At 67.8% G+C, this 19,045-nt stretch carries 19 protein-coding genes; 9 read left to right on the forward strand and 10 right to left on the reverse strand.

Annotated elements, in window-relative coordinates; all coding sequences use genetic code 11:
• Positions 1 to 24 precede the first annotated feature (24 nt).
• The 7 genes from prmA to cutA form a co-directional block, all read right to left on the reverse strand.
• Complete coding sequence (gene prmA, locus QZ951_RS03060) at positions 25 to 903, reverse strand: 50S ribosomal protein L11 methyltransferase (protein WP_292998431.1); 879 nt, start codon at positions 901 to 903, stop codon at positions 25 to 27.
• Between the two features lie 13 nt (positions 904 to 916).
• Complete coding sequence (accC, locus tag QZ951_RS03065) at positions 917 to 2,284, reverse strand: acetyl-CoA carboxylase biotin carboxylase subunit (protein WP_292998433.1); 1,368 nt, start codon at positions 2,282 to 2,284, stop codon at positions 917 to 919.
• Between the two features lie 92 nt (positions 2,285 to 2,376).
• The gene (accB, locus tag QZ951_RS03070) at positions 2,377 to 2,871 is read right to left on the reverse strand and encodes an acetyl-CoA carboxylase biotin carboxyl carrier protein (protein WP_292998435.1); all 495 of its coding nucleotides are present in this window, start codon (positions 2,869 to 2,871) and stop codon (positions 2,377 to 2,379) included.
• A gap of 20 nt (positions 2,872 to 2,891) precedes the next feature.
• Positions 2,892 to 3,347, reverse strand: a complete 456-nt coding sequence (gene aroQ, locus QZ951_RS03075) for a type II 3-dehydroquinate dehydratase (RefSeq protein WP_292998437.1) — start codon at positions 3,345 to 3,347, stop codon at positions 2,892 to 2,894.
• A 208-nt stretch (positions 3,348 to 3,555) separates the two neighbouring features.
• Positions 3,556 to 4,131 carry a TlpA disulfide reductase family protein gene (locus QZ951_RS03080; RefSeq protein ID WP_292998439.1) on the reverse strand — a complete coding sequence of 192 codons (576 nt, stop codon included), beginning with the start codon at positions 4,129 to 4,131 and terminating at the stop codon, positions 3,556 to 3,558.
• Between the two features lie 21 nt (positions 4,132 to 4,152).
• Positions 4,153 to 4,635 carry a protein-disulfide reductase DsbD domain-containing protein gene (locus QZ951_RS03085; protein WP_292998441.1) on the reverse strand — a complete coding sequence of 161 codons (483 nt, stop codon included), beginning with the start codon at positions 4,633 to 4,635 and terminating at the stop codon, positions 4,153 to 4,155.
• Between the two features lie 32 nt (positions 4,636 to 4,667).
• A complete protein-coding gene (gene cutA, locus QZ951_RS03090; RefSeq protein ID WP_292998443.1) occupies positions 4,668 to 5,009 on the reverse strand; it encodes a divalent-cation tolerance protein CutA in 342 nt (113 codons plus the stop codon).
• A 112-nt stretch (positions 5,010 to 5,121) separates the two neighbouring features.
• Between cutA and putA the strand changes: the two genes are divergently transcribed.
• The 3 genes from putA (at position 5,122) to QZ951_RS03105 (ending at position 9,805) form a co-directional block, all read left to right on the forward strand.
• Complete coding sequence (gene putA / locus QZ951_RS03095) at positions 5,122 to 8,295, forward strand: bifunctional proline dehydrogenase/L-glutamate gamma-semialdehyde dehydrogenase PutA (RefSeq protein ID WP_292998445.1); 3,174 nt, start codon at positions 5,122 to 5,124, stop codon at positions 8,293 to 8,295.
• Between the two features lie 2 nt (positions 8,296 to 8,297).
• Positions 8,298 to 9,119, forward strand: coding sequence for a fused MFS/spermidine synthase (locus QZ951_RS03100; RefSeq protein ID WP_292998447.1), 822 nt, complete (start codon positions 8,298 to 8,300; stop codon positions 9,117 to 9,119).
• Positions 9,120 to 9,184: 65 nt separating this feature from the next.
• A complete protein-coding gene (locus QZ951_RS03105; RefSeq protein WP_292998449.1) occupies positions 9,185 to 9,805 on the forward strand; it encodes a glutathione S-transferase in 621 nt (206 codons plus the stop codon).
• A 55-nt stretch (positions 9,806 to 9,860) separates the two neighbouring features.
• Here the strand turns inward: QZ951_RS03105 and QZ951_RS03110 are convergent, their stop codons facing one another.
• Positions 9,861 to 11,312, reverse strand: a complete 1,452-nt coding sequence (locus tag QZ951_RS03110; protein ID WP_292998451.1) for an adenylate/guanylate cyclase domain-containing protein — start codon at positions 11,310 to 11,312, stop codon at positions 9,861 to 9,863.
• A 270-nt stretch (positions 11,313 to 11,582) separates the two neighbouring features.
• Here QZ951_RS03110 and QZ951_RS03115 point away from each other — a divergent pair, with 270 nt between their 5' ends.
• The 5 genes from QZ951_RS03115 (at position 11,583) to QZ951_RS03135 (ending at position 16,550) form a co-directional block, all read left to right on the forward strand.
• Complete coding sequence (locus tag QZ951_RS03115) at positions 11,583 to 12,959, forward strand: MATE family efflux transporter (protein ID WP_292998453.1); 1,377 nt, start codon at positions 11,583 to 11,585, stop codon at positions 12,957 to 12,959.
• Positions 12,960 to 13,067: 108 nt separating this feature from the next.
• A complete protein-coding gene (locus tag QZ951_RS03120) occupies positions 13,068 to 13,703 on the forward strand; it encodes a peroxiredoxin (RefSeq protein WP_292998455.1) in 636 nt (211 codons plus the stop codon).
• A gap of 124 nt (positions 13,704 to 13,827) precedes the next feature.
• On the forward strand, positions 13,828 to 15,426 hold the full coding sequence (locus QZ951_RS03125) for a tetratricopeptide repeat-containing sulfotransferase family protein (RefSeq protein ID WP_292998457.1): 1,599 nt from the start codon (positions 13,828 to 13,830) through the stop codon (positions 15,424 to 15,426).
• A gap of 108 nt (positions 15,427 to 15,534) precedes the next feature.
• On the forward strand, positions 15,535 to 16,044 hold the full coding sequence (locus QZ951_RS03130; RefSeq protein WP_292998459.1) for a DUF4399 domain-containing protein: 510 nt from the start codon (positions 15,535 to 15,537) through the stop codon (positions 16,042 to 16,044).
• Between the two features lie 158 nt (positions 16,045 to 16,202).
• On the forward strand, positions 16,203 to 16,550 hold the full coding sequence (locus QZ951_RS03135) for a hypothetical protein (protein ID WP_366943790.1): 348 nt from the start codon (positions 16,203 to 16,205) through the stop codon (positions 16,548 to 16,550).
• Between the two features lie 61 nt (positions 16,551 to 16,611).
• On the opposite strand, the gene QZ951_RS03140 is transcribed toward QZ951_RS03135, so the two are convergent.
• Both QZ951_RS03140 and QZ951_RS03145 read right to left on the reverse strand, forming a co-directional pair.
• A complete protein-coding gene (locus QZ951_RS03140; protein WP_292998463.1) occupies positions 16,612 to 17,010 on the reverse strand; it encodes a PIN domain-containing protein in 399 nt (132 codons plus the stop codon).
• 5 nt (positions 17,011 to 17,015) lie between these two features.
• Entirely contained in the window at positions 17,016 to 17,225 is a 210-nt protein-coding gene (locus tag QZ951_RS03145; protein ID WP_292998465.1) for a type II toxin-antitoxin system VapB family antitoxin, read from the reverse strand.
• A gap of 95 nt (positions 17,226 to 17,320) precedes the next feature.
• On the opposite strand from QZ951_RS03145, the gene ilvD reads away from it, so the two are divergent.
• A complete protein-coding gene (ilvD, locus tag QZ951_RS03150) occupies positions 17,321 to 19,003 on the forward strand; it encodes a dihydroxy-acid dehydratase (protein WP_292998467.1) in 1,683 nt (560 codons plus the stop codon).
• Positions 19,004 to 19,045 lie beyond the last annotated feature (42 nt).

A 19,045-nucleotide genomic window follows, 5' to 3' on the forward strand; every position in this document is an offset into this window, starting at 1 on the left:
GCGCCCGCCAACCGCGCCGCGGACTCAGCGCACGCGGGTGCCGGCGATGCGGTTCCAGCCGTCGCGGCGACCGTCTTCCTCGAAGTCAAACCAAGGCGAATACGCGGCCCGGACTTCCTCGGCCTGCCGTTCGAGCAGGCCGGCGAGCACCACCCGTCCGCCGAGCTTGGTCGCGCCTGCGAGCATCGGCGCCAAGTCGATCAACGGTCGCGCGAGGATATTCGCCAACACGATGTCCACAGCTTCATCCACAGGCTTGTCCACAGTCTCCGCAACGAGGCGATCGGACACGGCATTGCTGCCGGCGTTGTCGAGCGTGGCCGTGATCGCCTGCGGGTCGATGTCGATGGCCTTGGCATGGCGCGCACCGAGCTTCAGCGCGGCAATCGCCAGCACGCCGGAGCCGCAGCCGTAATCGAGCACGGTCTTGCCGGCGATGTCGTTCAGCGACAGCCAGTCGAGGCACATCGCGGTCGACGGATGGGTGCCGGTGCCGAAGGCGAGGCCCGGATCCAGGTGCACGATCACGGCGTCCGGCGCGGAGACTTCGCAGCCGGTCGGGCAGATCCACAGGCGCTCGCCGAACTGCATCGCTTCGGCATGGTCGAGCCAGGCGCGCACCCAGTCGCGATCCTCGACCGTCAGCACCTCGGTGGTTGCCGAGTCGCCATCGGGCAATTGCTCGGCCAGCGCGGCGCGCACGGTATCGAGATCGGTGCCGGCCGCGAACAGCCCCTTGGTGATCGTGGCCGGCCACAGCGGCGTTTCGCCCGGCAGCGGTTCCAGCACCGGCACGTCGGCGGCGTCGAGCATCGTCACCGATACCGCGCCGCAGCCGAGCAGGATCTCTTCGGCGAATTCCGGGTGATGACTCGCGACGGCCAGCTCGATCCAGGTCGACATCAGCGGACGCGGCTCAATGCGCGTCGCCGGTGCCGCCCGCCGCCTTGTCGAGCATCGACGCGAGGTAGTGGATGTGATGCGTGCCGGCGCAGAACACCGGATCGTTCAGGATCATCTGCTGCAGCGGGATGTTGGTCGAAATGCCTTCGACGATCATCTCGTCGAGTGCCGTGCGCATGCGCGCGATCGCGCTTTCGCGGGTCGGGCCGTGGACGATCAGCTTGCCGATCATCGAGTCGTAGTTCGGCGGCACGCGGTAGCCGGCGTAGACGTGGCTGTCCATGCGCACGCCGGGGCCGCCGGGCACGTGCCACTTCTTGACCTCGCCCGGGCTCGGGGTGAACTTGAACGGATCCTCGGCGTTGATGCGGCACTCGATCGCGTGGCCGCTGATGCGGATGTCTTCCTGCTTGAACGGCAGCGGCTCGCCGGCCGCGACCTTGATCTGCTGCACGATCAGATCGACGCCGGTGATCAGCTCGGTCACCGGATGCTCGACCTGGATGCGGGTGTTCATCTCGATGAAGTAGAAGCGGCCGTTCTCGTACAGGAACTCCATCGTGCCGGCGCCGCGGTAGCCGATGCGCTTGCAGGCATCGGTGCACAGCTTGCCGATCTCCGCCCGCTGCGCCGGCGTGATGCCGGGTGCGGTCGCTTCCTCGATGACCTTCTGGTTGCGGCGCTGCATCGAGCAGTCGCGCTCGCCCAGGAATACGGCGTTGCCGTGCTCGTCGGCCAGCACCTGAATCTCGATGTGACGCGGCACTTCGAGATACTTCTCGAGGAACACCGAGCCGTCCTTGAACGCCTGCAGCGCTTCCTGACGGGCGATCTTGATCGAGCCGATCAGATCGTCCGGCTTGCGCACCACGTGCATGCCGCGACCGCCGCCACCGAACGCCGCCTTGATCAGCACCGGGTAGCCGACCTTGTCGGCGATCGCCAGGCACTCGGCCTCGTCGTCCGGCAGGATGCCGTCGGAGCCGGGCACGCAGGGCACGCCGGCGGCGATCATCTCGGCCTTGGCAGTGGTCTTGCCGCCCATCAGGCGGATCGTTTCCGAACGCGGGCCGATGAACACGAAGCCGGACTTCTCGACGCTTTCGGCGAAGTCGGCGTTCTCGCTGAGGAAGCCGTAGCCCGGGTGGATCGCGTCGGCCTGCGTCACTTCGGCGGCGGAGATGATCGCCGCCATGTTCAGGTAGCTGCTGGTGGCCGCGGCCGGACCGATGCAGACGGTCTCGTCGGCCAGCCGGACATGCTTCAGGTCGCGGTCGGCCGTGGAATGCACGGCGACCGTCTTGATGCCGAGCTCGCGGCAGGCGCGCAGGATGCGCAGCGCAATTTCGCCTCGGTTGGCGATCAGGATTTTATTGAACATGGAGGTTCTTCTATTGAACAGTCCGGGCCAAGGACGGCCCGGTCTTGGACAGGATGTCCCCGCTCCCGGTCTTGAACAGGACGTTCAGGCCTTCACTCGATGATGAACATCGGCTGGTCGAATTCGACCGGCTTCTCGTTGTCCACCAGCACCTCGACGACCACGCCGGACTTGTCCGACTCGATCTGGTTCAGCATCTTCATCGCTTCGATGATGCACAGCGTCTGGCCGGCCTTGACCGTCTGGCCGACTTCGACGAACGGCTTCGCGCCCGGCGACGGCGTGCGATAGAACGTGCCGACCATCGGCGCCTTGATCACGTGGCGGGTTTCGGCCGCTTTCGGTTCGGCGGCGACCGGTGCCGGTGCCGGCGCGGCGGCCGGCGGCAGCTCGGCGCGCGGGCCGGATGGCTGCGGCGGCGCCAGCGGGGCCTGCGGTGCCGCGTAGAACTGCGGTGCCGGCTGCATCATGCCGCCGGTGGGATAACGCGAGATGCGAACCGATTCCTCGCCTTCCTTGACTTCCAGTTCAGCGATGCCGGATTCCTCGACGAGGTCGATCAGCGTCTTGATCTTGCGTAGATCCATGGAAAACTTGCTCCCCATTTTCAAGGTTGTTTGGGTGACAGGGTCAGCCGCGCGTGCACGGCCTGCAGCGCGTAGTCGTAACCAGCCGGGCCGAGACCCACGATGACGCCGACGGCGATATCGGAAAAATACGAGTGATGACGGAATCCGTCGCGCGCGTGCACGTTCGACAGATGCACCTCGATCAGCGGAATCGCCACGCCGAGCACGGCGTCGCGCAGCGCAATCGAGGTATGGGTATAGGCGCCGAGGTTGGCGATGATGAACGCGGTGCCGTCGCTGCGCGCGGCGTGGATGCGATCGATCAACGCGCCTTCGTGGTTGCTCTGGAAGCAGGCCAGTTCATGGCCCAGCGCTGCCGCCTGTTCGATGAGCCGGTGCTCGATGTCGGCGAGGCTGGCCGACCCATAGATCGCCGGCTCGCGGGTGCCGAGCAGGTTCAGGTTGGGGCCGTTCAGCAGCAGCAGTCGACTCACACGACGCGCTCGTCAAGACAGGTCGCCGGATTCTGCACGATCGGATCGCGCCATACAAATGACAGCGGCGGGTAGTCGTCAACTTGAACGAAGTTAACATCCGTTCCGTTCGGGATCGAGACAGATCGGGCCAAACGGTGAGCGCCGGCCGGGTGCTGTGGACGCCCTTCGGCGGTGCCCGAGAGCGACCGGTCGGCGCCGTACCGTCCTACTTCGGCAGGTGCTTCTCGATCAGCGCCACCAGTTCCACTTCCGAGTATTCGCCGAGCTGGCGCTCCAGCACCTTGCCGTCCGGGCCGATCACGACCGAAAACGGCAGGCCGCCCTGATCGTTGCCGAGCTTGGACATCAGATCGAGCATGTCTTCCGGCTCGCCGACGGCGACCGGGTAGGTGAACTTGAGGCCGGGCGCGGCGCGCTTCACTTCCTCGAGGTCATCGACCGCCGGACCCACCAGCTGGAAGCCTTTCGCGCCGTAACGGGTCTGCATCGCGCTCAGCACCGGAATCTCGTGCAGGCACGGCGTGCACCAGGTGGCCCAGAAGTTGACGATGACCAGCTTGCCCTTGAAGTCGTCGAGCGTGTACGCCTTGCCGTCGAGATCGGTCAGCTGGATGCCGGCCGGCACCGCTTCGTTCGGGGCTGCCGGCTGGGCGCCGATCACCGGGCTGTCGCCGGCGCCACCACCCGCACCGGCACCCGGGCGCAGCAGGTAGATGCCGGCACCGGCAGCGACGGCCACGGCGCAGGCGGCCGCGATCAGCAGAGTGTTCTTCGTGGACATGCGGCTCTCAAACGGGGGAATTCACGGGGCGGCGATGACATCGACGACGCGAGTCACCGGCGGATAACAGACACCGGCCTCGGCACAGCCCTGCCAGCGCACCTTCAGCTGCGTGGGCGCTGCGGCACCGCGGGCGAGCGGCAGCACGGCTTCGACCTGGGTCTTGTAGATCTCGACATCGCCGAAGTGTTCGTCGTGCTTCGACTCGCCCTTCGGCAGCTTCAGTGCGGCCAGGGCGGCTGCGCCGGCGCCTTCCCCGACGACGACCGGCTCGACGTGGAAGCGCTGCCGATACAGATAGTAGCCGGGCTCGATCGCCCAATTCAGGTGAATGCCATCGGCGCTGCGGATGGCGGAGACCAGCTTGAACGCCTGATCGGCCGACAGCAGGTCGTCCGCGCCGTTGACCTTGCGGCCGAAGTCGAGGGCGGCGGCCGGCGCGCTGGCCATTAGCGCCAGCGCCAGTCCGGACAGCGGCAGCAGCAACGAGCGAAGTCGATTCATGGCAAGCGGGGCATCCGGGAAATTCGGCAGCGTCAGTGCACGGAATCCGCCAGCCAGCGCAGATACGGCGGCAGACCGCGGGCAACAGAGACCGCCAGCACTTCCGGAAGTTCGTACGGATGGCGCGCCAGCACCTCGGCCTGCAACGCGTCGTAGCGGTCGGCGGTGGTCTTGGCGATCAGCAAGGTCTCGCCGGCCGATTCGACCGCGCCCTGCCAGCGGTACACCGAGCGCAGGCCCGGCAGCAGGTTGACGCAGGCGGCCACGCGCGCCTCGACCAGCGCCGTCGCCAGCGCCTCGGCATCGGCGGGCGGGCAGGTGATCAGCACCAGCAGCGCGGCATCGCTGACGGTCGGGGCGGCGGATTCAGACAAGGCAGGGTGCGCGTTTGGGCAGGCATTCGAGACAGGCGCGGCAGCATAATGCCGGCATCGAATGCCGCGCCAATCCTGCGGCCACCTGTTCCGCGCAGCCCGAGTCCGCCCCATGAACGCGCCCGAAATCCTGACTCCGTTCGTTTTCGATGCTCCGCCGCCGGCGCGCAGTGCGCTGCGGGCCGCGATTGCCGAGCTCTACCTCGCGGATGAAACCGCCATCGTCAACCGCCTGCTGGCGATTGCCGAACTGCCGCCGGAGCGCGCCGCGCAGGCGGTGACCACGGCGGCGGACTGGGTGCGCCGCGTGCGCAAGCTGAAGGACACGCAAAGCGCACTCGACGCGTTCATGCGCGAATACGATCTGTCGAGCGACGAAGGCGTGCTGCTGATGTGCCTCGCCGAAGCGCTGCTGCGCATTCCGGATGACGAGACGGCCGAGAAGCTCATCGCCGACAAGCTCGCCGATGCCGACTGGGAAACGCATCTCGGCAACAGCGAGTCGCTGTTCGTCAACGCCAGCACCTGGGGCCTGATGCTGACCGGCCGCATCGTCCGCGCGCCGGCCGATACCGCCGGCTCGTTCAAGGCCGCGTGGTCGCGTCTGGTCAACCGCTCGACCGAGCCGGTGGTGCGCCTCGCCATCCGCTCGGCGATGCGGATGATGGGCAGCCAGTTCGTCATGGGCCGCACTATTGCCGAAGCGCTGGATGCCGCGCAGGGCAAGGATCAGCGCGCCTATCGCCATTCCTACGACATGCTCGGCGAAGCCGCGCTGACCGCGCACGATGCCGAGCGCTATCTCGCCGCGTATGCCGCAGCGATCGCGGCGATCGGCGCGTCGTCGGCGGTGCGCGGCAACACCGGCGGGGTCGAATCGCGGCCGAGCATCTCGGTCAAGCTGTCGGCGCTGCATCCGCGCTACGAATACGCCAAGCGCAGCCGCGTGATCGCCGAACTGGCGCCGCGCCTGCTGACGCTGGCGCAGGCCGCGAAGGCGGCGAGCATCGGCCTGTGCATCGATGCCGAGGAGGCCGATCGCCAGGCGCTCGGGCTCGACCTGTTCGAGATCGTCTACCGCGATCCGTCGCTGGCCGGCTGGGAAGGCTTCGGCCTTGCCGTGCAGGGCTTCCAGAAGCGCGCGATCGCCGTGATCGAATGGCTGGAAAGCGTGGCGCGCGAGGTCGGCCGTCGTGTGCCGGTGCGGCTGGTCAAGGGCGCGTACTGGGATACCGAGATCAAGCGCGCGCAGGAAGCCGGCCTGCCGGGCTATCCGGTGTTCACGCGCAAGGCCAATACCGATGTCGCATTCCTCGCCTGCGCCCGACGCTTGCTGGCCGCGCGCGATGTCTTCTATCCGCAGCTCGCCACGCACAACGCCCACACCGTGGCCGCGGTGCGCACCTACGCTGGCAACGATCTGGGCTACGAGTTCCAGCGCCTGCACGGCATGGGCGAAGCGCTGTACGACGTGGTGCGCGAGGACTGCGCGATTCCGTGCCGCGTCTACGCGCCGGTCGGCAGCCATGCCGATCTGCTGCCGTATCTCGTGCGCCGGCTGCTGGAGAACGGCGCGAACACCTCGTTCGTCAACCGCATCTTCGACGAGAACATGCCGCCGGAGCAGCTGGTGGCCGATCCGGTCGCCACGGTCCGGGCGCTGGCGGTCAAGCCGAACCCGGGTCTGCCGCTGCCGGCCGAGCTGTTCGGTGCGACGCGGCGCAATTCCGCCGGCCTGAATCTGGCCGACGAGACCGTCGCCGCCGCGTTCTCGCGCGATCTGCGCGCCGCCGAGCCGCTGCCGCGCGCCGCATCGCTGTGCTATGACGGCTTCGCGACCACCGGCCCGGTGCTGGCGCTGAGCAATCCGGCCGATCGCCGCGAACGGGTCGGCGAATGGCTGGCGTTTGATCCGGCGCGGGTGCCGGATGTCGTCGCCGCCGCCGTCGGCTCGTTCGAGCGCTGGAACGAGACGCCGGTCGAAAGCCGTGCGGCGATGCTCGAGCGCGCGGCCGATCGCCTCGAAGCGGCGCGTCCGGCATTCACCCGCCTGCTGGTCGCCGAAGCCGGCAAGTCGCTGCCGGATGCGCTGGCCGAAGTGCGCGAAGCGGTCGATTTCCTGCGCTATTACGCCGCCGCCGCGCGTCGCGTGCTGGCCCATGCCGAGCCGCTGCCGGGGCCGACCGGCGAGTACAACGAGCTGCAGCTGCATGGCCGTGGCGTCTTTGTCTGCATCAGCCCGTGGAATTTCCCGCTGGCGATCTTCACCGGCCAGATTGCCGCGGCACTGGTCGCCGGCAATCCGGTGATCGCCAAGCCGGCCGAACAGACGCCGCTGATCGCGATCGCGATGGCGCAGCTGCTGCGCGAGGCCGGCGTGCCGAGCTACGTGTTCCAGTGCCTGCTCGGCGATGGCGCGCTCGGGGCGGCGCTGGTTGCCGCACCGGAAGTGGCGGGGGTGGCGTTCACCGGGTCGAGCGCCACGGCGCGGGCGATCAATCGCACGCTGGCGGCGCGTCCGGGCGCGATCGCGACCCTGATCGCCGAAACCGGCGGCCAGAACGTGATGATCGCGGATTCGTCGTCGCTGCCGGAGCAGGTGGTGAAGGACGCGCTGGCCTCGGCGTTCTACTCGGCCGGGCAACGCTGCTCGGCGCTGCGCGTGCTGTATCTGCAGGACGACATCGCCGACAAGACGCTGGAGATGCTCAAGGGCGCGATGCGGGAAATGCGTATCGGCAACCCGGCGCAGCTCGCGACCGATGTCGGTCCGGTGATCGACGACGCCGCGCGCATGAAGCTCGAAGCCCATGCCGATGCGATGATCGCCGGCGGCCGTCTGATCGAGCGTCTGAGTCTGCCGGAAGCCTGTGCCCACGGCAGTTTTGTGGCGCCGATGGCGGTCGAGATCAGCGGTGTCGAAGCCTTGAGCGAGGAGCACTTCGGGCCGATCCTGCATGTCGCGCGCTTCTCGTCGCGCCGGATCGACGCCGTGGTCGATGCCATCAATGCCTCGGGGTACGGCCTGACCCTGGGCATTCACAGCCGCATCGAAAGCACCTGGCGGCGCATCCAGTCGCGGGCGCGGGTCGGCAATGTCTACATCAACCGCAGCATGACCGGCGCCGTGGTCGGCGTGCAGCCGTTCGGTGGCGAAGGCCTGTCCGGCACCGGGCCCAAGGCCGGCGGTCCGCACTACCTGCTGCGCTTCGTCACCGAACGGACCTTGACCATCAACACGGCGGCGGTCGGCGGCAACGCGCGGCTGCTGTCGGCCTCGGGTTGAGCATGTCGCCGCGCGTGGTCGTGCCGGTCGAGGATCACGAGACCGCGCGCATCGGCATTCGCGAGCCGTCGGTGACCGATGACGGCGTCAGCCGCCGCCTGTACTTCGGGCCGGACTACATCCAGAGCGAGATGCTGGTGGATGACCCGTACGCGCTGAATCTGGCGTACACGCAGAAGATGATGGCGGCGCTGCTGTTCGTGCCGAAGCCGAAGCACATCGTCATCGTCGGCCTCGGTGGCGGCTCGCTGACCAAGTTCTGCCATCGGCAGCTGCCGAAGACCCGGGTCACGACGATCGAGATCGATGCCCGCGTCATCGCGCTGGCACCGGCGTTCGAGGTGCCGGTCGACGATCCGCGGCTGCAGATCGTCCATGCCGATGCCTGCGACTGGTTTGCCCGCGACGACCGCGAGCGCGTCGATCTGGTGATGCTCGATGGCTACACCGACGGCGGCATCGCCAGCGGCTTCGGCGATCCGCAGTTCTACCGCAACATCCGCGCACGGCTGCGGCCGGACGGCCTGCTGGCCGCGAACATTCTGGTCACGCCGGAAACGCTGCGCCAGTACAAGCAGACCATCGCCGACGTCTTCGACGACCACCTGCTGATCCAGCGCGTGGTGCCGGACGGCAACCAGGTGATCTTCGCGTTCAACCAGTGGTCGTCGACGCCGGACTGGGCCGCGATCGGGCGCGAAGCGAAGAAGCTGGCGCTGCGTCACGGGCTCGATTTCCCGGCCTTTGCCCGCAACCTGCGCCGCGCCCACGAGCGCCGCGCGCAGGACCAGCAGTTGGCCGACGACAACCTCGCGCTGATCTGAGACGCGCCCGCGGCGTCGGCGCAGCGCCGGCCGGTCACGACGTTCCGAAACCTGGAGCAATCCCGATGAAACTGTTCTATTCCGCCGCCTCGCCGTATGCGCGCAAGGTGCGGGTTCTGGCGCACGAGCTCGGCCTGCACGACCGCATCGAGGCGATCGCGACCACCGTGTCGCCGGTCGAGGTCAATGCCGACATCGCCGGCCGCAATCCGCTGGCGAAGCTGCCGACACTCGAACTCGACGACGGCAGCACGCTGTACGACAGCCGCGTGATCGTCCAGTACCTGCTGAGTCTCGCGCCGCAGGCCGCAGGCGCCCCGTCCGATCGCTGGGGCCTGCTGCGCCGTGAGGCACTGGCCGACGGCATTCTCGATGCCGCGCTGCTGGCGCGCTACGAGGAAGCGCTGCGACCCGCCGAGTTCCGCTGGCCGGCATGGCAGGCGCAGCAGGAAGCGAAAGTGCTGCGCGGCATCGCCCAGTGCGAGGCCGAAGTCGACGCGCTGACCAGCGCGCTGCGTGATGCGGCGAGCATCGGTCCGCGGGTCGATGTCATCGCCATCGGCTGCATGCTCGGCTATCTGGATCTGCGCTTCGCCCGGCTCGAATGGCGCCGTCAGGCGCCTCGGCTCGCCGCGTTCGACGCGGCATTCGCCCAGCGGCCGTCGATGCTCGCCACCCGCAGCTGAATAATGGGGGTCAGATACACATTAATCGCGGCGCGCAGGCCGGGAGGCGTGGCGATCAGTCGTGATCGCCGCCGTCGGCGCCGCGCCGGCGCTTGCGCAGGCCGCGCAGCCGTTCGCGCAGGCCGGGCGCTTCGCCGTCGTCGCTTTCCGGCGGTTCCACCGCGTACAGCGGCCACTTGCTCGGCACGCCCTTCAAGGTGTGCACGCCGCGCTCGGTGAAGTCGTAGCGGGCGCCGATCAGCACGTCGCGCACGGTGCGTGACACCAGCACTTCGCCGGCCTCGGCATGGCCGAGCACGCGGGCGCCGATGTGCACGGCCATGCCGCCGATGCGGCCTTCCTCGCGCAGTTCGACTTCGCCGATGTGCAGCCCGGTGCGGATCTCGAGCTTCAGCGTTTCCAGCGCCGGGTGCAGGTCCAGCGCGCAGTCGATGGCATGCCGCGGCGACGCGAACATCGCCAGCGTGCCGTCGCCGGCCTCGTCGACCAGACGGCCGTGATGACGATCGATGGTCTCGCGCACCAGGCGGTCGTGGGCATCGAGCCGCTCGCGCCAGACGGCGTCGCCGAGCTTGGCCAGCCATTGCGTGGAGTCGACGATGTCGGTGAACAGCAGCGTCGCCAGCGCCCGTTCCGGCGCGTGATCGGGCCGCCGGCCGGTGACGAATTCCTCGATCTTCGCGAGGATCTCGTCGACCCCTTCCCAGATCATGTCGGCGTCGGCACCGGGCACTTCGAGATAGCGGGCGCCATCGATGTGGTCGGCGATGTAACGGCTCTGGCGCGCCGGGAACAGCTGCTGGCCGGCGCGGCCAAAGACCAGCGTCGGCACGGTGATCGTCGGCAGCAGGTGGCGGGCATCGAGCACGGCCGAGATCTGCAGGTTCTCGATCACGGCGCGCGGGCTGGCCATGGCGCGCTGCAGTTTCGCGTACCAGCGCAGCGCGGCGGGATTGTCGGCCTGGCTCGGGTCCCACGCGGCGGCGAACTCGGTGCGGCCCCAGCCCTGCGCGACCATCTGCACCATCGCTTCGCCGACTTCCGGCGGATGACCCTGCGGATAGTCCGGGCGCTGCAGGAAGCAGGCGCTGGTGAACACGAAGATCAGGCCGGACACGCGGTCCGGATGGCGATGGACGAACTCCAGCAGCAGCGGGCCGGCGTCGATCGAGCCGAGCAGGATCGGCTTGGCCGACCCGGCGGCATCGAGCACGGCGAGCAGATCCTCGATCCAGTGATCGACCATCGTGCCGCCGTCGAGCGGCCGGGCATCGGACAGGCCGCAGCCGCGGCGATCGAAGCGGATCACGCGGCAGAAGCCGGCCATGCGGCCGAGCAGGCGCTCGACGGCAGGCTCCTCGGCAAAGATGTCGAGGTGGCTCCAGACGCCGGTGGTGAAGACCAGATCGCGCGGCGCGCGGGCATCGGAGGCCGATGTCGGGCCAAGCAGCTGGTAGGCCACGCGGTCGTCGCCGAGCGCGGCGAACTGGGTTTCGGGCAGATCCAAGAGGGATGGGCGAAAGCGGGGACGTGATCATGATGCACCGCGCCCGCGACCCTGTCTTGACCGGACCGCGACCGGGCGCGCGCACCGCCGCGGACGGCCGACCTGCCCGGACGGACGGTGGAAGCGTCATCTTCCGAAGCGCACAATGTGCGGCCCCGATGGTACCGGCCCGAAGTCTGCGGCCCGCCCAGCCTCGCAGCCGCCAGTCGCCCGCTCGCCGCGGGTTCGCGCGGTGCGAGGGATCACCTCAAGTCTTTTCGGATGTCCCCCATGTTTCGCCTGTTCACACCCGCCGTTCGTGCCGAAGCCGCGGCCAACCTGCGTCTGGCGCTGCCGCTGATCGCGGCCCAGATCGCCGCCGTCGGCATGGGCACGGTCGATACCATCTATGCCGGGCAGGTCGGTCCGCAGGCGCTGGCGGCGGTCGCGGTCGCGGTCAACATCTACAACCTGTTCCTGATCTTCTTCATGGGCCTGCTGATGGCCTGCTCGCCGATCACGGCCCAGCTCTACGGCGCGCAGCGGCCGGCCGCCGAGATCGGCAGCTTCCTGCATCGCTCGCGGCGTTTCGCGCTGGGTGTGGGCATCAGCTGGACGGTGCTGCTGAATCTGGTCGGTCCGTCGATGCTGCGGGCGCTGGACTTGTCCGACGCGACCACCGACGACGCGATCCGTTTCCTGCGCTGGTTCTCCGGCGCCGGCCTGATGACCTCGCTGTGGTTCGCGCTGCGCTTCGCCGCCGAAGGCCTCGGGCAGGTGCGGCCGATCGTCATTGCCGGGCTGACCGGCCTCGGCGCCAACGCGCTGTTCGGCTGGCTATTCGTGTTCGGGCATTTCGGCCTGCCGGCGCTCGGCATCAACGGCCTAGGGCTCGCCTCGACTCTCGCCACGGCGCTGATGACCGGCGTGCTCGCCTGGCAATACCGCCGGGTGCCGGAACTGCGCGGCTTTCTCGCGGCCGGCGCGGCCCAGCCGTCCGGCAACGAGGGCGGGCGCGACATCCTGAAGCTCGGCCTGCCGATCGCGGCGATCGTCTCGGCCGAAGGCGGCCTGTTCGTGCTGACCGCGCTGCTGATGGCGCGCTTCGGCGAGGCGGTGGTGGCCGCGTATCAGGTGGCGATCAACTTCGCGTCGCTGGCGTTCATGATTCCGCTCGGCGTCGGCATGGCGACGACGGTGCGCGTCGGGCAGGCCGCCGGGGCCGGCGATTTCGCCGCCGCGCGCTTTCGCGGCATCGTCGGGTCGCTGCTCGGCGGGCTCAATTCGGCCTCGAACGCGGCGATCATGGTGATCTTCACCGGCGTGATCATCGGCTTCTACACGCAGGATGCGACGATCGCCGCGCAGGCCAGCGGCTTCCTGTGGCTGGCTGCCGCGTTCCAGCTGTTCGACGGTCTGCAGGCCACGGCCAATGGCGCGCTGCGCGGCATCAAGGACACGCGGATTCCGATGCTGCTGACGCTCCTCTCGTACTGGGGCATCGGCATGCCGGTCGCGTGGTGGCTGGCGTTCCACCTCGGCCACGGTCCGGACGGACTGTGGTGGGGCCTGACCGCCGGTCTCGGCATGGCGGCGCTGGGGCTGTCGCTACGGTTCGACCGGAAATCGTCCAAGCTCAGAAATAAAGCGGCTATGGCCGGCGCTTGATCGTTCGCGCGGCGAGCGCATGATGTGGGTCCGTTCCCGCCCAAGGCGGCCCCACCCGCAACCCCGACAAGCGGCCGCAACAAGCGGCCCTGAACAGGAGAGACGACCATGACCCTGCGACTCGGCGACATCGCCCCGGATTTCACCGCCGTCACCACCGAAGGCAGCATCCACTTCCACGAATGGCTCGGCAGCTCGTGGGGCGTGCTGTTCAGCCACCCGAAGAACTACACGCCGGTCTGCACCACCGAACTCGGCTACACCGCGAAGCTGAAGCCGGAGTTCGACAAGCGCAACGTCAAGGCGATCGGGCTGTCGGTCGACAAGCTCGAAGACCATCACGGCTGGAGCAAGGACATCGAGGAAACGCAGGGCGCGGCCCTGAACTTCCCGCTGATCGCCGATGCCGACAAGAAGGTCTCGGACCTGTACGACATGATCCATCCGAACGCCTCCGACACCTTCACGGTGCGCAGCGTGTTCGTGATCGATCCGAACAAGAAGGTCCGGCTGATCCTGACCTACCCGGCGTCGACCGGCCGCAACTTCGACGAGATCCTGCGGGTGATCGACAGCCTGCAGCTGACCGACCGGCACAAGGTCGCGACCCCGGTGAACTGGAAGCACGGCGAAGACGTGATCATCGTGCCGGCGCTGAAGAACGAGGACGCCGCCAAGCTCTTTCCGGATGGCTGGAAGACGGTCAAGCCGTACCTGCGCGTGGTGCCGCAGCCCAAGGGCTGAGCGGGCACCTCACCGGGCGCTGCGCCATGGACGGCCGCAGCGCCGGGCCTGCAACCGGTGATCCGGCGCTCGCCGGCGGCTTCGCTATCATCGGCGGCCTGACCGCCCCGATGAGTGGACCGCCGTGCGAGACGTGGTGAAAGACGAGCAGACCGTTGCCAGCATTTCGGCCTCCGTGCAGCAGGGCGATCTCGGTGCGGCGTTCGCCGCTGCCGAGGCCGCGCTGGCGGATGGGCTGGAGCACCCGCTGCCGTACCGGCTGCGCGGCATCCGGGCGGAAGGCGAGGGCCGGCTGATCGAGGCCGTGCAGGCCTTCGACATCGCCCGTCAGATGGAGCCGGCGCATGCGCCGACACTCGGCGCGCTCGGGCTGTGCCTCGCCCGCGTCGGCCAGCTCGATGCCGCCAAGGCGATCCTGCACGACGCGCTGGCGCTGGAGCCGGACTATGCCGATGCCCATTTCGCGCTGGGCTGGGCGCTGGAAAACCAGAACGACGCGGATGCTGCCGTTGCCGCCTACGAGCAGGCCGTGCGCCACGCGCCGACGCACATCGCCGCGCACGCCAATGCCGCCGTGCTCGCGGCGCGTCGCGGCGAGATCGACAAGGCGCGCTCCCTGGCCAATGCCGCGCTGGCGCTGGAATCGCGCGATGCCACCGCCGTGGTGGCACTGGCCACGGCCGATCTGGCCGAGCGCAAGGGCGCGGACGCCGAAGCGCGCATCCGCAAGCGGCTGGGGTCCAGCGCCCGCATGCCGCCGTCGACACAGGCGACCCTGCAGGGACTGCTCGGCGACAGCCTGCATCAGCAGCAACAGCCGGCGGCCGCGTTCGATGCCTGGTTGCTCGCCAACGTCCAACTGCGAATGATGCACGGCGTTCGCTTCGGGCCCGGTCGCCTCGAGCCGGGGGCGGACCTCGTGCAGCGGCTGGCCGGCGCCTTCAGCGAAGCGCAGCGCGCCCGCTGGCAGCGGGCCATTCCGCCACCGCCGCCGGTGGCATCCCCGGTTGCGCGGCACAGCTTCGTGGTCGGCTTCCCGCGTTCCGGCGCGACGCTGGTTGCGCAAGTGCTCGGCAGCCATCCCGCCGTGACCCTGCTGGACGGCTGGGAAACGCTGGCCGAGCCCGCCCACGAATACCTCTCCAGCGATGACGGTCTGACCCGCCTCGCGCGCCTGACCGACGATCAGCTTGCCGCCGAGCGCGACGCCTACTGGCAGCGCGTGCAGGCCAAGGTGCCGACGCTGACCGGCGAGGTCTTTCTCGACAAGCTGCCGATCAATCTCCTCGCGCTGCCGATCATCGACAAGCTGTTCCCGGACGCCCGCATCCTCCTCGTGCGACGTGACCCGCGCGATGTCGTGCTGAGCTGCTTCCGCCACCCATTCGGCATCAACCCGACCACCTGGGAATTCCTCGCGCTGGAATCCACCGCGAAGTTCTATGCGCAGGTCATGGCGCTGACCGAGCGCTATCTCGACCTGCTCGGCCTCACGGTGCAGATCCAGCGCTATGAGGATCTGATCGATGATGTCGACACCGCCAGCCAGTCGCTGTGCCGCTTCCTCGGCCTTGAATGGACGCCGGCATTGCGGGATGTCGCCGCGCCGTCGAAGCAGCGTGCCGCCGGCAGCGGCCAGTGGCGTGCGTATGCCCAGCAGCTGGCCCCGGTGCTACCGATCCTGCAGCCGTGGATCGCAAAATTCGGCTATCCAGCGGACTGACGAATTCCCCAGACGGGCGCCGTCCGTTCAGCGCGCCGTCATTCTCGACCCGCTTCAATATGCCGGCTGTTCCGCTCAAACCCATACCCTGACTCACAAGGACCGACCATGCGTACCGTTGCTCTCGTGCTGACCACCGCTGCCGTGCTGATCACCGGCTCTGCCGCCGCCGACTGGAAGTCGGACCTGAAGAACGCCGCCAAGCAGCAGGCGGGTGCGAAGGTCGAGCAGACGCTGGGCCTCGCCAACCCGGCGCCGGCCGGTGCTGCCGCCTACTTCATCAACCTGAAGACCGGCGCCACGGTGACCAGCCCATTCCTCGTGCAGTTCGGCCTGAAGGCAGCGGGGGTGTCGCCAGCCGGCCTGCAGAGCGTCGACACGGGTCACTTCCATCTGCTGATCGATGACGTGGTCTACGACGCCACCTTGGCGCTGCCGCTCGACAACCCGAAGATCCTCCACTTCGACAAGGGCCAGACCGAAACCAACCTGAGCCTGACGCCGGGCACGCACACCATCCAGTTGCTGTACGCGGACTGGAAGCAGCAGGCGTTCAACCCGAGCGTGCAGTCGGAGAAGATCACCGTGACGGTCTCGGGCACGCCAGCGAAGAAGTAAGGCGCTCGCGCAAGATGCATCGGCAGCGGCAGGACTCAGCGTCCTCGCCGTTGCCGCAGGTCTCATTACCCACCACGTAATTGAGGCGCTTATCCGTCACCCGTATCGTGCCGTCATCGGCCTGAGGGTCAGGCCGCAATCGGAGCGTGAACGTGACGATGTTTCGAGTGTTTCTGGTCGGCGTGCTGGTCATCCTCGTGAGCTACACCGGCCTCGTGATCGCCGATCACGGCTGGGGCCTGATCCCGATCTTCTTCGGCGACATGGCGAAGCTGGCGTGGCCCGGCCAGTTCAATCTCGACTTCATGTTCATGCTGTCGCTGTCGGCGATCTGGGTCGCGTGGCGGCACCAATTCAGCGGTCCGGGCCTCGGCCTGAGCCTGCTGGCGCTGACCGGCGGCAGCCTGTTCCTCAGCCTCTATCTGCTGGTGCTGACCGGCCAGACCCGCGGCAACGTTCGCGAAGTGCTGCTCGGCAAGGCGCGCGCAGCCGCCTTGCCGCACTAGCCTGATCTTTCCACGCGCCAGCGGCATAAACCTCAGGCGTCGGCATTTCCGCAGCCGCGGCTCAGATCAACCGGAGTCTCGGCTCGACCTTGGCGATGGTTTCAAAGTCGATGTCGTCATGCAGCAGCGTCAAGTCAAAGTCGAGTGCGATCTGCGCGATCATGCAGTCGTTCGAGCTGCGCGGCGTGAAGCCCTGCCAGCGGCAGCGCGCATAGAGCAGGGCAGCCGCGGCGCAGGTCTGCACCGGATCGACTGGCACGTAGCAGCGCTCCAGCGCCAGACGATGACGCGTGCGCTCGAAGCTGTCGGCGTCACGCACGCCCTGCAGCACTTCCTGAAGAATCACCGGGGCCAACCCCAGTACGACGCCGCTCTGCGCCATCTCGCGCAGCAGCAGGCCTTTCGGCCCGGGTTGGCGACGCTGGGCGTCTATCCAGACCGAGGTATCGACGAGGTACATGCTGCCTAGCGGGCCTCGCCAGCGCGAGCGGCCTTGTGGTCGTAGTCGGGATCGATCACGTCCGAACCAAAGAACTCCATGATCCGCGCCGTGCGCTCGCGCGCGGCCACGTATTCACTCAAGGCCAGATGCACGACATCGCGCTTGGTCTTCGCCCGCGAAAGCTTCATGGCCTTCCGAACAAGCTTTTCGTCAAGAACGATGTTGGTGCGCATGAGGATGATCCCAAGCCAATATACACATGACTATACACCACTGCTGGTGTATTCTCGCCGCGCTCCGCATCCCGCAGCGACCTGGATTGAACGCCATGACCGAACCCCTGAACAAGCGCAGCCAGGCGATCACCGCCGGCCTGAACCGCAGCCCGAACCGCGCGATGCTGCGCGCCGTCGGCTTCAAGGATGGGGATTTCGAAAAGCCGATCGTCGGTGTCGCCAGTGGCCACTCGACGATGAACCCCTGCAACGCCGGCATCGGCGGCCTGGCCGCCCGCGCGGACGCTGCGTTGAAGGCGGCCGGCGCGATGCCGCAGATCTTCGGCTTCCCGACCGTTACCGACGGCATCGGCATGGGCACCGAAAGCATGAAGTACTCGCTGGTATCGCGCGAAGTGATCGCCGATGCCATCGAAACCTCCGTGCAGGGCCAGAGCATGGACGGCGTGCTCGCCATCGGCGGCTGCGACAAGAACATGCCGGGCGCGATGATCGGCATGCTGCGCGTCAACGCCCCGGCGATCTTCTGCTACGGCGGCACGATCAAGCCGGGCGAGTGGAAGGGCATTCCGCTGACCATCGTCTCCGCGTTTGAAGCGGTCGGTGCCTACGGCGCCGGCAAGATGAGCAAGGAAGACCTCGACGGCATCGAAAAGAACGCCTGCCCGAGCTTCGGCGCCTGCGGCGGCATGTACACCGCCAACACCATGTCCAGCGCGATCGAGGCCATCGGCCTGTCGCTGCCGTACTCGTCCACCGAAGCCAACCCGGACCCGGAAAAGGGCGATTCGGTCGCCCGCTCGGCCGCTGCCCTGGTCGACGCGATCAAGCGGGACCTGAAGCCGCGCGACATCGTCACCCGCAAGAGCATCGAGAACGCCATCGCTGTGGTCATGGCCACCGGTGGCTCCACTAACGCCGTGCTGCACTTCCTGGCGATCGCCAATGCCGCGCAGGTGGAGTGGACGATCGACGACTACGAGCGCGTGCGCCGCCGCACCCCGGTGCTGTGCGACCTGAAGCCGAGCGGCAAGTACGTCGCCACCGATCTTCATAAAGCTGGTGGGATTCCGCAGGTGATGAAGATCCTGCTCGATGCCGGCCTCTTGCACGGCGACTGCATCACCATCACCGGCCAGACCATTGCCGAAGTGCTGAAGGATGTGCCGTCAGTCCCGCGCGGCGATCAGGACGTGATCCGCACGATCGACAAGGCGCTGTACAAGGAAGGCCACCTCGCGATCCTGAAGGGCAACCTCGCCCCGGAAGGCTGTGTCGCCAAGATCACCGGCCTCAAGAACCCGGTCATCACCGGCCCGGCCCGCGTATACGACTCCGAAGAACTGGCGATGGCCGCGATCATGGCCGACCAGATCAACCACGGCGACGTGCTGGTGATCCGCTACGAAGGCCCGAAGGGCGGCCCCGGCATGCGTGAAATGCTCACCCCCACTTCGGCACTGATCGGCAAGGGCTTCGGCGAAACCGTCGGCCTGATCACCGATGGCCGTTTCAGCGGCGGCACCTGGGGCATGGTCGTCGGCCACGTGGCCCCGGAAGCCTACGTCGGCGGCCTGATCGGCCTCGTCCATGAAGGCGACTCGATCACCATCGACGCCCACCAGCAGCTGCTGCAGCTGAATGTCGACGATGCCGAAATCGCCAAGCGCCGCGCCGTGTGGAAGCAGCCGGCGCCGAAGTACACGAAGGGCCTGCTGGCGAAGTACGCGAAGCTGGTGTCGACGGCGAGTTTGGGGGCGGTTACGGACGCTTGAGGTTTGCGGAACTACTGCTAACTGTAACGACAAGGGGCCGTC

Source organism: Nevskia sp. (assembly GCF_021732705.1).
In the GTDB taxonomy this organism is placed as follows: domain Bacteria; phylum Pseudomonadota; class Gammaproteobacteria; order Nevskiales; family Nevskiaceae; genus Nevskia.

What these genes read in the sequence shown, in the direction of transcription:
- ilvD (WP_292998467.1), top strand. Translation starts at nt 17,321, where the DNA reads ATGACCGAACCCCTGAACAAGCGCAGCCAGGCGATCACCGCCGGCCTG.
- accC (WP_292998433.1), bottom strand. Translation starts at nt 2,284, where the DNA reads ATGTTCAATAAAATCCTGATCGCCAACCGAGGCGAAATTGCGCTGCGC.
- QZ951_RS03140 (WP_292998463.1), bottom strand. Translation starts at nt 17,010, where the DNA reads ATGTACCTCGTCGATACCTCGGTCTGGATAGACGCCCAGCGTCGCCAA.
- accB (WP_292998435.1), bottom strand. Translation starts at nt 2,871, where the DNA reads ATGGATCTACGCAAGATCAAGACGCTGATCGACCTCGTCGAGGAATCC.
- QZ951_RS03100 (WP_292998447.1), top strand. Translation starts at nt 8,298, where the DNA reads ATGTCGCCGCGCGTGGTCGTGCCGGTCGAGGATCACGAGACCGCGCGC.
- QZ951_RS03120 (WP_292998455.1), top strand. Translation starts at nt 13,068, where the DNA reads ATGACCCTGCGACTCGGCGACATCGCCCCGGATTTCACCGCCGTCACC.
- QZ951_RS03080 (WP_292998439.1), bottom strand. Translation starts at nt 4,131, where the DNA reads ATGTCCACGAAGAACACTCTGCTGATCGCGGCCGCCTGCGCCGTGGCC.
- QZ951_RS03085 (WP_292998441.1), bottom strand. Translation starts at nt 4,635, where the DNA reads ATGAATCGACTTCGCTCGTTGCTGCTGCCGCTGTCCGGACTGGCGCTG.
- QZ951_RS03135 (WP_366943790.1), top strand. Translation starts at nt 16,203, where the DNA reads ATGTTTCGAGTGTTTCTGGTCGGCGTGCTGGTCATCCTCGTGAGCTAC.
- prmA (WP_292998431.1), bottom strand. Translation starts at nt 903, where the DNA reads ATGTCGACCTGGATCGAGCTGGCCGTCGCGAGTCATCACCCGGAATTC.
- putA (WP_292998445.1), top strand. Translation starts at nt 5,122, where the DNA reads ATGAACGCGCCCGAAATCCTGACTCCGTTCGTTTTCGATGCTCCGCCG.
- QZ951_RS03105 (WP_292998449.1), top strand. Translation starts at nt 9,185, where the DNA reads ATGAAACTGTTCTATTCCGCCGCCTCGCCGTATGCGCGCAAGGTGCGG.
- QZ951_RS03145 (WP_292998465.1), bottom strand. Translation starts at nt 17,225, where the DNA reads ATGCGCACCAACATCGTTCTTGACGAAAAGCTTGTTCGGAAGGCCATG.
- QZ951_RS03115 (WP_292998453.1), top strand. Translation starts at nt 11,583, where the DNA reads ATGTTTCGCCTGTTCACACCCGCCGTTCGTGCCGAAGCCGCGGCCAAC.
- QZ951_RS03130 (WP_292998459.1), top strand. Translation starts at nt 15,535, where the DNA reads ATGCGTACCGTTGCTCTCGTGCTGACCACCGCTGCCGTGCTGATCACC.